The sequence below is a fragment of the Pseudomonas sp. Leaf15 genome (assembly GCF_001421425.1).
GTDB classification, from domain to species: Bacteria; Pseudomonadota; Gammaproteobacteria; order Pseudomonadales; family Pseudomonadaceae; genus Aquipseudomonas; species Aquipseudomonas salomonii.
The window spans coordinates 194785-207020 of sequence record NZ_LMKI01000033.1 but is presented as its reverse complement, the minus strand read 5'-3'; the positions used below and the strand labels follow the sequence as shown (position 1 = coordinate 207020).

The 12236-nt window shown below is 62.1% G+C and carries 10 protein-coding genes; 2 read left to right on the top strand and 8 right to left on the bottom strand.

All coding sequences use genetic code 11. The features are described 5' to 3' along the window. Window positions 1–65: 65 nt before the first annotated feature. The 8 genes from tssH to tssA all read right to left on the bottom strand — a co-directional run bounded on the left by tssH (window position 66) and on the right by tssA (window position 9931). Window positions 66–2729, bottom strand: coding sequence for a type VI secretion system ATPase TssH (gene tssH, locus ASE80_RS22470; protein ID WP_056860864.1), 2664 nt, complete (start codon window positions 2727–2729; stop codon window positions 66–68). Then, on the bottom strand, window positions 2722–3765 hold the full coding sequence (gene tssG, locus ASE80_RS22465) for a type VI secretion system baseplate subunit TssG (protein WP_056860863.1): 1044 nt from the start codon (window positions 3763–3765) through the stop codon (window positions 2722–2724). The genes tssH and tssG overlap by 8 nt, the downstream gene beginning before the upstream one ends. Beyond that, on the bottom strand, window positions 3729–5588 hold the full coding sequence (gene tssF / locus ASE80_RS22460) for a type VI secretion system baseplate subunit TssF (protein WP_056860862.1): 1860 nt from the start codon (window positions 5586–5588) through the stop codon (window positions 3729–3731). The genes tssG and tssF overlap by 37 nt, the downstream gene beginning before the upstream one ends. Then, window positions 5585–6100, bottom strand: a complete 516-nt coding sequence (gene tssE / locus ASE80_RS22455; protein WP_005792513.1) for a type VI secretion system baseplate subunit TssE — start codon at window positions 6098–6100, stop codon at window positions 5585–5587. The genes tssF and tssE overlap by 4 nt, the downstream gene beginning before the upstream one ends. A gap of 78 nt (window positions 6101–6178) precedes the next feature. Next, window positions 6179–6667, bottom strand: a complete 489-nt coding sequence (locus ASE80_RS22450; RefSeq protein ID WP_005792512.1) for an Hcp family type VI secretion system effector — start codon at window positions 6665–6667, stop codon at window positions 6179–6181. Window positions 6668–6851: 184 nt separating this feature from the next. Then, window positions 6852–8348: a type VI secretion system contractile sheath large subunit gene (gene tssC / locus ASE80_RS22445; RefSeq protein WP_056860861.1), complete on the bottom strand. Its 1497-nt coding sequence runs from the start codon at window positions 8346–8348 to the stop codon at window positions 6852–6854. A 2-nt stretch (window positions 8349–8350) separates the two neighbouring features. Beyond that, a complete protein-coding gene (tssB, locus tag ASE80_RS22440) occupies window positions 8351–8857 on the bottom strand; it encodes a type VI secretion system contractile sheath small subunit (protein WP_017135823.1) in 507 nt (168 codons plus the stop codon). A 54-nt stretch (window positions 8858–8911) separates the two neighbouring features. After that, window positions 8912–9931 carry a type VI secretion system protein TssA gene (gene tssA / locus ASE80_RS22435; RefSeq protein WP_056860860.1) on the bottom strand — a complete coding sequence of 340 codons (1020 nt, stop codon included), beginning with the start codon at window positions 9929–9931 and terminating at the stop codon, window positions 8912–8914. Window positions 9932–10324: 393 nt separating this feature from the next. Between tssA and tagH the strand changes: the two genes are divergently transcribed. After that, window positions 10325–11659: a type VI secretion system-associated FHA domain protein TagH gene (gene tagH, locus ASE80_RS22430; RefSeq protein WP_056860859.1), complete on the top strand. Its 1335-nt coding sequence runs from the start codon at window positions 10325–10327 to the stop codon at window positions 11657–11659. A gap of 56 nt (window positions 11660–11715) precedes the next feature. After that, window positions 11716–12225, top strand: coding sequence for a type VI secretion system lipoprotein TssJ (gene tssJ / locus ASE80_RS22425; RefSeq protein ID WP_056860858.1), 510 nt, complete (start codon window positions 11716–11718; stop codon window positions 12223–12225). The last annotated feature ends 11 nt before the right edge of the window (window positions 12226–12236 follow it).

The following is a 12236-nucleotide window of genomic DNA, read 5'->3' as shown; positions in this document are numbered from 1 at the left end:
ATGCTGAATGTCAGATCGCTATCGCAGGCAAGCCAGCTCCCACACTGACCGCATTCCAACAATAGTTATTCGGCGCCGCTGAAGTCGTAGTGCAATTCATTATCCCGGCTGCTGATACGCACACCCGCCAGCGCCTTGCCTTCGAGCATGCGCGTGAGGAATTCACGGCTCATGTCCGGCAGCAGGCTGTTGGTCAGGATGGTGTCGATCATGCGCCCGCCGCTTTCGGTTTCGGTGCAGCGCGAGACGATCAAATCGACCACCGCGTCGTCGTAATCGAAGGCGACTTTGTGGGTGTTCTCCACGCGCTTTTTGATGCGATTGAGCTGCAAGCGGGTGATCGCCTTGAGCATCTCATCGCTCAACGGGTAATACGGAATCGTCACCAAACGGCCCAGCAGAGCCGGCGGGAAAATCTCCAGCAGCGGTTGGCGCAGGGCCTTGGCGATTTCTTCCGGCTCGGGGATGTTCGCCGGGTCTTTGCACACCTGGGAAATCAGTTCAGTGCCGGCGTTGGTGGTCAGCAGGATCAGCGTGTTTTTGAAGTCGATCACCCGGCCTTCGCCGTCCTCCATCACGCCCTTGTCGAACACCTGGAAGAAGATTTCGTGCACGTCCGGGTGGGCTTTTTCCACCTCGTCCAGCAGCACCACGCTGTAGGGTTTGCGCCGCACCGCTTCGGTCAGCACGCCGCCTTCGCCGTAGCCGATATAACCCGGCGGCGCGCCCTTGAGTGTGGACACGGTGTGGGCTTCCTGGAACTCGCTCATGTTGATGGTGATGACGTTCTGCTCACCGCCGTACATGGCTTCGGCCAGGGCCAGGGCGGTTTCGGTCTTGCCTACACCCGAGGTGCCGGCGAGCATGAACACGCCAATCGGCTTGCTCGGGTTATCGAGCCCGGCGCGGGAGGTCTGGATGCGCTTGGCGATCATCTGCAAGGCATGGTCCTGGCCGATGATGCGTTTCTTCAGGTGCTGGTCGAGGTTGAGCACCGTCTCCAGTTCGTTGCGCGCCATGCGGCCCACCGGGATGCCGGTCCAGTCGGCGACCACCGAGGCCACGGCCTGGTAGTCCACGGTCGGCAGGATCAGTGGGGTTTCGCCTTGCAGGGCAGTGAGGCGTTGTTGCAGGTCGACCAATTGCGCGCGCAGTTCATCGTTGCCGCTGTCTACCACGCCAGCCTTTTCACGCAAGGTCGCGCGAGTGGCCAATAGCTCATCAACCAGGGTTTTTTCTTCGGCCCAGCGGCTTTCCAGGGTCGCCAGGCGTTCGCGTTCGGCGCTCAGCAAGGCTTCGCTATGGGTTTGACGCGCACCAATGGCGATGCCGATGGCATGCTCGCGGGCGATGATTTGCAGCTCGGTTTCCAGCGCTTCGATGCGACGGCGGCTGTCGTCCACTTCGGCCGGCACGGCATGCAGGCTGATGGCGACGCGGGCACAGGCGGTATCGAGCAAACTGACGGACTTGTCTGGCAACTGTCGTGCGGGGATGTAGCGGTGCGACAGTTTCACCGAGGCTTCCAGCGCTTCATCAAGGATCTGCACCTGATGGTGCTTCTCCATGGTCGAAGCCACGCCGCGCATCATCAGCAGCGCTTTGTCTTCCGACGGCTCGGCCACCTGCACCACTTGGAAGCGGCGGGTCAGGGCCGGGTCTTTCTCGATGTGTTTTTTGTACTCGGCCCAGGTCGTGGCGGCTACGGTACGCAAGGTGCCACGGGCCAGCGCAGGCTTGAGCAGGTTGGCGGCATCGCCAGTCCCGGCGGCGCCACCGGCACCGACCAGGGTGTGAGCTTCGTCGATAAACAGAATGATCGGTTTGGGCGAGGCCTGCACGTCTTCGATAACCTGGCGCAGGCGCTGTTCGAACTCGCCCTTCATGCTGGCACCGGCTTGCAGCAGGCCCACGTCGAGGCTGCGCAGTTCCACATCCTTGAGGGCAGGCGGCACGTCACCGGCGACGATGCGCAGGGCGAACCCTTCAACCACGGCGGTCTTGCCCACACCCGCTTCACCGGTGAGGATCGGGTTGTTCTGACGCCGACGCATCAGGATGTCCACCAGTTGGCGGATCTCTTCATCACGCCCCACGATCGGGTCGAGTTTGCCGCTGCGCGCCTGTTCGGTCAGGTCGACGGTAAAGCGCTTGAGCGCTTCCTGCTTACCCATCGCACTCGGCGCCATGGCACCGCTGGCTTCGCCTGGCACGGCACCGGCACTGAAGCCATCGCTGGCACTCAGCGCATTCTCCGGTGAATCGCCGACGTATTCGTCAAACCGTTCGCTCAGGGCCTCGGCCTTGATCTTGTCGAACTCAGATGACAAGCCCAGCAGCGCATGGCGCAGGCTCGGCGTCTTCAGAATGCCCAGCACCAGGTAGCCGGTACGCACCTGGCTTTCGCCAAACATCAGGCTGCCGTAGACCCAGCCGCGCTCTACGGCTTCTTCCACATGCGACGACAAGTCGGTGATCGACGTCGAACCACGCGGCAGGCGGTCCAGCGCTTCGGTCAGGTCACGGGCCAGGCGTGCCGGCTCCACGTTGAACTGACGGATGATGCGGTGCAGGTCCGAGTCCTGCAGTTGCAGCAACTGGTGAAACCAGTGGGCCAGTTCCACATACGGGTTGCCCCGCAATTTGCAGAACACGGTGGCGGCTTCGATGGCCTTGTAGGCCACGCTGTTGAGTTTGCCGAACAGTGCGGCGCGACTGATTTCACCCATGCTCTGGATTCCTTGAGGTGGTGGCGTGATCGGCGTAATGCCGGGCCAGGATTAGGTCGTTGGCGTCATGCTCGGGTTGGCCGAGCCAGGTGTTGAAGCCCAGGCGGAATTGGCCATTGAGTTGCAGCTTTGGGACTTCGGGTTGTTGCAAAACCAGGTTCAAGTCCCAGTCCAGTTCATGGCCCAGGTACTCGGCCACCCACGCCACCAGCTCGTTGAACGGCTGGCTGCCGGGCAGCATGCCCATGTAATCGTCCAGCTTGAGCGGGCCGAGGCGGATGCGGAATTTATGCTGGCGATCCCACACATGGCTGCCCAGGCAAAAGTCCACGCCCAACTGGTTGGCGCTGACACTCACGCGGCTGCGCTCCGGCAGTTCCAGCCATTGGCCGACGTATTCTTCGATGGCTACCGGCAGGCCGAAGTACTCGCTGAGAATGGCTTTCAAACCGTCCGGGTAGCGGGTTTGCGCCGACAGGTGGCCGCTGTAGTGCAACTTCGCGGTATCCGGAATCAGCCCCTGATTCAGCAGGCTCGGCATGCCTCGACCACTCAGCGCCGCAAGGCGCGCGGACCAGTAGTCATCATCCGGGCGGTCGTGGCTGACGGTCGGGCGCGCCTCGGCCCAGGCTCGGTAAAACAGGCTGAGCAGGCGATGGTGGAACACATCCAAAAACTGTTTGCTGGTGCTGTCGGCGTTGTTGCGCTGGCGTTCGCGCACGTACTCGGTGATATGCAGCGGCAAGGGGCCGTTGGGGCCGCCGAGGCCGAAAAAGAACTGCTCCAGCCGCGCCGGTTTGCCATCGCCGCCGGGGTCGACCGAGGCCAATGTGGCCGGAGCGAAGGTGCAATCGGCCTGTTGCCCGAGCCGCAGCGGGTCATCGGCCAGGCGCAGGGAATGGCCCAGGCGCGGCAGCTCGGGCGATTCGCACTCGATACGCCGCAACGCCTGGAAGAAATCGTATTCCCAGGGCTCCTGATGCATCGCATCCAGTGTGTTCACAGGGTCGGACGTCGCCCGGGCTTGGCTTTCCATCGCATGATCTCGCCGCGTTCGGTGGTACGGATCACCGTCTCGGTAAAGCTGTTGATCGACACATAACGTGCCAGAAAGCGTTCCAGCACCGCACCGAGCAGGAACACGCCGGTGCCGCGAAACGCGTTTTCATCGAACTCCAGGGTGATTTCCAGGCCGCGCCCAAACACGATGGGGCCGGGCATCGGCAGGCGCCGGGTCACGGCTTTGCTGCTGACTTCGCGCAGGCCTTCGATCTGCAACTGCAGGGCCGCGTCATTGCTGTCGCCGTACAGGCGCAGCAGTTCACGCAAGGCGCCGGCGCCCTGGCCTTGTTCACTCAGCGACAGGTAGTTGAGCGACAGCTGGCTGATCAGGCGCCACGCTTTGGCGTCATGGGCATGGCTGGCACGCGGACGACTTGGCCCGGCAACGCAGCGCACAGACAACACGGGCGCGCTGTCGGCCAGGGTGAAGTCGGTCTTGCCGTTACCCACGCTCATGAACAGCGGCAGATCGCGGTTGGTACACAGCGCGGTCACGCCGAGCTGGCGCAGGTCATGGCGGTAGGGCGCTTGCTGGCTGTCGACCAGGCTGACAAAGGTTTCGCTGCCCACATAGGTGGAGCGCGGGCCGTTACGGCGTTGGTCACTGGACAACACGCGAGGCTCGCGGCGCAGCGTGTAGTAAGCCTGATCGCGGCCGTAGCGGGACGGATCGCGCACCGCATAGAACGGCAGGAACGGCTGCTCCGGCCCAGTGCCATGGCCGGTGATGCCGCTCAACGAATGAATCTCGAAATCCATCGGCCGCGTGCGGTCGGCGATCACATGGTGTTCGTTGACGCGGTCCGACAGGTGGATACGGTCCACGCGTTTGGGAAACAAGTTGATCGCCGGCGTGCAGAACGGCATGAACTGCGCCGCGCCGACGCTGCCTTCCAGGCTCGGCTCGTGACGGTCGAACAGCACGATCAGCTCCAGCTCCTGGCCGTCGCAGCGTTTGACCGCACGGCTCAGCTGCGCAAATTCGACGAACAGGAAACGGTGGGGCAGGGCGAAGTATTCCTGCAATAGCCGGTAGCCCTGAAACGCCCGCGCCACCACCGGCATGGCCGCATCGGCGTCGTCAAAACCCCGGGAGCGCAGTGCGTCTTGCGGCAGGCGCTCGACCCAATCACCGCCCGGTTTGCGGGCGAACACCGCGCAGGCATTGCCCAGCAGTTGTTCGTAAAGGCGGAACGGCTGCTCATCAGCGCCACTGAGGTACAGCGGCAGGCTATCGAGGTCGAGGCTGTTGAAGGGTAATTCGGCGCCGGTGCGCAAAGTCAGGCGCAGGCCGGCTTTGGCCTTGGGTTCGCTGGCCGCCAGGCGACCCAGCACGGCAGCGGGGTTGCCGAAGTACTCGGCGCCACTGACCTGCAATGGCCACAGCGTCACCGGGTGCGCGGTGCGGTACTCGCAGCAGGTCTGGGTTTCGCGGCCCAGTGCGGCGCGCAACACGGTGTCGCGTGGCAGCGGGAAACCGCTGGCCAGCGAGCCTTCGTCAGGGTCGGTCTGCAATTGCACCACGGTCATCGACGGCGTGGGCGCGAGGTAGTGCGGGTAGGCGATTTCCAGCAGGTTATGGGTGAAGGTCGGGTACTCGGCGTCGAGCTTGAGCTGCACCCGTGCCGTGAGGTAGGCAAAGCCTTCGAGCAAGCGTTCGACGTACGGGTCGGCGCAGTCCATGCCGGACAACGTCAGCCGACTGGCGATCTTCGGGTATTCCTTGGCGAACTCGGCGGCGCTTTCGCGCACGTGGTGCAGTTCCTGGTTGTACAGCTCCAGCAGGCGCGGGTTCATGGGCGCCTCCGCTGGTCGGCATTGACGACACGCACATGCCCGGATTCCAGGTCGAGGTCGGTTTGCAGCAGCAGGCGCAACGGCACCGGCTGCGCCCACAGGTCGCCTTCGATCTCGAAACTCAATGCGTTGTGGTTCATCTCGCCATGGCCCACGCGGGCTTTGACGCGCAGCGTGTGGCGCAAAATACGCGGTTCAAACGTCGCGATGGCTTGGTAGATCAGGGCTTCCAGGGCTTTGATATCCACACTGGAAACACTATTGCCCGCCAGCGCCGGCAGGCCGTAATTGACCACCGATGTGCCAGCCGGGGTGTGCAACGTGGCATCGGCGTCGAGGAGCGACGTGGTATTAAGCAGCCACGCCAGGTCGCGCAGCACCGAGGCTTTCAATTGGGTCAGGGACAGCACGCGTTTATCGGCGCTTTCCTTGGGGTTGGTTGGGTCGTCGTCGGTCAACCGGTCCAGCAGGGACGGTTGCAGACGGTCGCGGGAAGCGATTTCAGTTACCACCAAAGCAGCTCCACGGACGGGCTAAGAGAGGGACAAGGTGCCAGGGGCCGCAGCGAGGTGCTGCGGCCGCCAGGGCTATCAGCGCTTGGTGTTGGAACGGATGTTCCAGCCAAACTTGATCGCGCCGCCGTCTTTGGTGCCGTCGGCTTTCTGCGGCTGGTAGTCGACCATCACCTGGGCGAAGTTCAGGGTGACGTTTTCGGTCAGGCGATCATCGGTGCCCGAGCCGCCGGTGCTCAGGGACGTGACCAGCACTTCTTCCAGGTTGATCACCATGTACTCGACCTGGCTTTCGCCGCCGGCCTTGCGCACGGTCAGCTTGACCTTGTCGATGTGCTTGCCGCTGGCGCAGTGCATCATCAGGTTAGGCGAAGCCTTGTCGACGTACTTGGTCAGCGACAGGTCCTGGATATTCACCTTGCCCGCGCCGCCGCCGCCGCCCACATGCATGTTGCCGGACTGGGCCATGCCCCAGCTCCAGTTCAGCACGTCGATTTCGTCCTTGTGGGCCTTGTCCATGGACTCGCCCTTGATGTCGCCGATCTTGATGAAAATATCAACAGCCATGTTTTCTCCCTGTGTGGCACGGGCCACTGAATTTGGTTTGTGTAGGAACCCGCTTGTGTGGGAGCGGGCTTGCTCGCGAAAGCGGTGTATCAGCCTAAGATGTTTCGACTGACCCACCGTATTCGCGAGCAAGCCCGCTCCCACACAAGCCCGGCTCCCACAGAAGAGCCGGTCCAACCGTTAGTTACGCGCTTTTTGCCGAAGGCAGTTTCGATACCAGGCGCAACGACACGGTCAGCCCTTCGAGCTGGTAGTGCGGGCGCAGGTAGAACTTGGAGTTGTAGTAACCCGGGTTGCCTTCGACGTCTTCCACGATCACCTCTGCGGCGGCCAACGGGTGCTGGGCCTTGGTGGTTTCGGTGGAGTGTGCAGGGTCGCCGTCGACGTAGTTGAGGATCCAGTCCTGCAACCAGCGCTGCATCTCGTCCTTCTCTTTGAAGGAACCGATCTTGTCGCGCACGATGCACTTCAAGTAGTGGGCGAAGCGGCAGGTGGCGAACAGGTACGGCAGGCGCGCAGCCAGGTTGGCGTTGGCGGTGGCGTCCGGGTCGTCGTATTCGGCCGGTTTCTGCAACGACTGGGCGCCGATGAACGCGGCGAAGTCGGTGTTTTTCTTGTGCAGCAGCGGCATGAAACCGTTTTTGGCCAGCTCCGCTTCACGGCGGTCGCTGATGGCGATTTCGGTCGGGCACTTCATGTCCACGCCACCGTCATCGGTAGGGAACGTGTGGGCCGGGAGGTTTTCCACTTCACCGCCGGACTCCACGCCACGGATGCGCGAGCACCAGCCGTAGTGTTTGAACGAACGGTTGATGTTCACCGCCATCGCGTAAGCGGCGTTGGCCCAGGTGTACTTGGAGCTGTCGGCGCCGTCGGTGTTTTCTTCGAAGGCGAAGGCTTCCACCGGGTCGGTCTTGGCACCATACGGCAGGCGCGCCAGGAAGCGCGGCATGGTCAGGCCGATGTAGCGCGAGTCTTCCGATTCACGCAGCGAGCGCCAGCCGGCATATTCCGGCGTGGTGAAGATCTTGGTCAGGTCGCGCGGGTTCGACAGTTCCTGCCACGAGCCCATGCCCATCACGGTCGGCGAAGCGGCCGCGATGAATGGCGCGTGCATGGCGGCGCAGACTTTCGACAACTCGCCCAGCAACTCGACATCCGGAGGCGACTGGTCGAAGTAGTAGTCGCCCACCAGGCAACCGTACGGTTCGCCGCCGAACTGGCCGTATTCTTCTTCGTACATCTTCTTGAAGAGCGGGCTCTGGTCCCACGCCGTGCCCTTGAATTTCTTCAGGGTCTTGTGCAGTTCAGGTTTGGCGATATTGAGCACGCGAATCTTCAGCTGCTCGTCGCTCTCGGTGTTGTTGACCAGGTAGTGCAGGCCACGCCAGGCGCTTTCCAGCTGCTGGAAATCCGGGTGGTGGATGATCTGGTTGACTTGGGCGGTGAGCTTGGCGTCGATGGCCGCGATAATCGATTCAATCGACTTGATCGCGTCATTGGAAACCAGGTCCGTCTGCGCCAGAGCCTGTTCGGCCAGGGTGCGCACGGCGGTTTCCACGGCTTCGCGGGCACGCTCGGTCTTGGGTTTAAACTCTTGCAGCAGCAGGTTGGCGAACTCGCTGGCTTCTTCGGTAGCACCCAGGATCTGGCTGCCTTCGCGGGCGGTATTGTCGGTCATGATTACTGGTCCCCTGCTGGCTTAGGCGCGCTGGCAAGTGCCTGAAGCAGTGCCGGGTCCTTGATCGCCTTCATGATGATTTCTTCAGCGCCAGTCTTGCCGTCCATGTAGGTCAGCAGGTTGGCCAACTGGGTGCGGGCTTCGAGCAGTTGCTTGAGGGAATCGACCTTGCGGGCTACGGCGGCCGGGCTGAAGTCGTCCATGCTTTCGAAGGTGATGTCCAGGCTCAGGTTGCCTTCGCCGGTCAACTCATTCGGTACGTGGAAGGCTACGCGTGGCTGCATGGCCTTGAGGCGCGAGTCGAAGTTGTCGACGTCTACCTCAAGGAACTTGCGATCAGCCACAGGCGCCAGCGGCTCGGCAGGCTTGCCGGCGAGGTCGGCCATTACGCCCATCACGAAGGGCAGCTGGACCTTTTTCTCGGCGCCGTAAAGCTCGACGTCGTACTCGATCTGCACTCGAGGCGCACGGTTGCGCGCGATGAATTTCTGAGAACTTTGCTTCGCCACGTTGCTGCTCCTGGTCGCTTGAGCGACGGTGTTGTTACTGCACAGTCCGGCGGCTTACTCGCTTTCCGGGCCGCGCAGGTTTTCAAATTGGGACATGCCGTCGGGGATCAGATTGCGCACGATGGCCGCAAAGTCGGCGTGCACCAGATGCTTCGCCCGGTTCAACAACACCGGCAGCGGGCTCGAAGGCTCGTGCCGGGTGTAGTACGCAAGGATCTTGTCGAGGCTGCGCAGCACGTCATCGCGGGTGGCGATGTCGCCCGTAGGGCGCGGTGCTGCGGGGGCGGCGGCGAAATCGACCGAGGGGGCATTGTCTTCACTGACGGCCTCGGGTTCGCTGCTGCCTGCAGGGTCGGGTACGGCTTGATTGAGGATCTGCAGCGCCTGCTTAAGCGGCTGCTTCAACAGGCTCAGGTCTACGCCCTGGGCCGAACCGACCTGGTCGCTGACCTGTTGTTCAATGGCTTCGCAGGCGGCACGCGCGGCACTCAAGGCGTCGCGCGTGGCTTGCAGTTGTTCGGCGTCGCTGTCGAGGAACGCGGCATTGAGTTGCTGCGCGCCGAGTTGCTCATCCGGGAAGTTCGACAGGCCGCTGGCGTTGAGCGCCGCGCGCAGGCTCACCGGCCCGAACGTGCGCGAGCGCGTGAGGATGCTCTCGCGCAGCAGGCGAATGGTCGCGTCGCTGGTCAAGCCGGACAGGGCGTTGATGCGCACGGTGGGGTCGTTATCGTCGTCGGCATCCAGGCGCGGGTACAGGTCGGCCCAGTATTCGCGCAGCAGCGCGTTGATCAACGTAAGGACTTCGGCAAGCCCGGCCACACCCTGGAGGGCGAGGGAGCTTTGCAACAGGAAATGGGTGATGCGCAGGTCTTTGCTGCGTTGCAACAAGTCGAGGCTCTGCTGCTGGATGCTGCGCCATTGCGGTGGTTCGGCGGGCAGGATCGAGTCGCCCATGCTGCGCTCGGGTTGGCCCTTGGCGTCACGTTCCAGTTGAAGGAATTGCGCGTCATATTCCAGGTCTTCACCACAGGGCGAAGTCGCGGAAACGGCGGCGAGCAGCAACGGCACATCCACTTGATTCGATCTCCTTATCAGCCCGTTAGACGGCGGGCAATGCATGCATTAGTTACGCTATGAACTTTGCATGTTTTCTTGGTCATATAGTCAGTGTGCCACTATCGTGCCATCACTTATGTTCAAGAAGTTGTGCATTTTTGGTGTAGTAGTTACGCGTTGTCAAGGTAAGCTACTCGCCCTCTGTGACAGATGTGCGGTGTTTAACACACTGCGCGACTGATGGGTCTGACGGCGGCCCAAGACAGGATTTTTGTCACAGAAGCCGGTTAAGATCAGCGATCATGCTGACAAAAGCAGATTTTACGGTCGGTTGCACGACTTGGCAGGGCGTTTACGGGAAACGCCCTCCCTTGGAATAGACCGCGCGCGATGTATCAGCAAGGAGGCAAGATGTCGCTGTGTTTGACTATCACTAGTTATCACAAGATTACCCCTGGGCAATGCTCTGAAAAGTCCATGGATCAGGGTGTGATGGCTATTGGCCGCAATTCCGACAATGACTGGGTATTGCCTGATCCAGAGCGGTTAGTCTCCTCGCAACATTGCGTTATTCAATACAAAGATGGCCGTTACTATCTGACCGATAACAGCACAAACGGAGTCGAGCTGGTTAACGCCGGTATCCGGATGCGTAGAGGGAACAGCGAGCCGTTGCAAGACGGCGAGTTGATCCGCATCGGCGATTACGAGATCCAGGCGCGTATCGACTTCAACGTGCAGGCGCTGGATAGCCAGCCGTTCAGCGGCGATTCGGCGAACAGTTTTGAAGCGCTGATGGGCGCGGTGGCGAACAAGCCTGCACCTGTACCTGCGCCTGTGATCGCGCCGCAGTTCCAGGGCGCCTCGTCGATGGACACGCTGCCGGACCTGTTCGACTTCCTCACCCCGACCACCGTGCCGCCGCCAACTGTGGCGGACCACGTACCCAGCGAGCAGCACGATTTTCGTCCGCCAACGCCGGTCGCGGTGCCTGTGGTCGAAAAGCCCGCAGTGTCAGGCTCGGTGATTCCCGAAGATTGGGACTTGTTCGGCGACACGCCAGCGCCAGTCGTCACGACTCCCCAGCCGGTTGCACCCGTTGAACCATCCCCCGCGCCAATCATGCAGCTGGCCGCGGCCGCCCCGGACATTTCCTCGCAGCCCGACCTGCTCCAGGCTTTCCTGCGCGGCGCCGGGCTGGACCAACTGCGCCTCGACAAGGCTCAAGCCGAAGCACAAATGGAAAGCATCGGCCGCAGCTACCGCCTGATGGTCGAAGGCCTGATCGACGTGTTGCGTGCCCGCGCCAGCCTCAAGGGCGAGTTCCGCATGCAGCAGACGATGATCCAGCCGGCTGAAAACAACCCGTTGAAATTTGCGCCGAATGCTGACGAAGCCTTGTTGCTGCTGCTTCGTCATGGCAACCAAGCGTTTATGGCGCCGGACGTTGCCGTGCGCGACAGTTTCGACGACCTGCGCGCCCACCAACTGGCGGTGATGGCCGGTGTGGAAGCGGCGATCAAACACCTGCTCACGCGTTTTGAACCGGCACAGCTGGAAGAGCGCATGGGCAAGCCCGCCGGGCTGTCGAGCCTGTTCAACGGCTCGCGCCAGGCGCAGTACTGGCAGCAGTTCACCGAGCTCTACAGCAATATTTCCCGTGAGGCCCAGGAAGATTTCCAGGACCTGTTCGGTCGCGAATTCAGCCGTGCATATGAAGAACACAGCGCACGACAGCGACGCTAAAACGCGCCGCAATAATGGATAAAACGGATAGCTAAGTACGTCATTGAGGACGCAGGATGATTCCCAGGTTTTTACTCGCAGCCGCCACCGCGCTGATGCTGACGGCGTGTGCCAAGGACGCGGTCAAACCCGAGGCTGCCGCTGAAGCCGAGGCGGGCACTGCCGCCGTCGAGCTGCACTTTCACGCCATTGCCGGGCTAAACCCCGGCGCCAACGGCCAGGCCGCTCCGGTACGGGTGCGCATTTTCGAACTGAAAAACGCCGCTACCTTCAGTCGCTCCGACTACTTCGCCTTGGCCGATCGCGCGCAATCCACCCTTGGCCTGGACCTGCTGGACCAGGATGAAGTGATGATCCAGCCCGGCCAGCAACTGAGCATCCAGCGCGACCTTGACCCCTCCACACGCCAGATCGGCTTGTTGGTGGGCTATCGCGAGCTGGACCGCGCGCAATGGCGCACGGTGCTCACTGTTCCGGCGCGCCAATACACCGAATATCAGATCAGCCTCGATGTGCGTGCCGTGCGTGCCGACGTCGTGGTTCCCCCATCCAGCCCTGCCCAATAAGAAACCCTCGG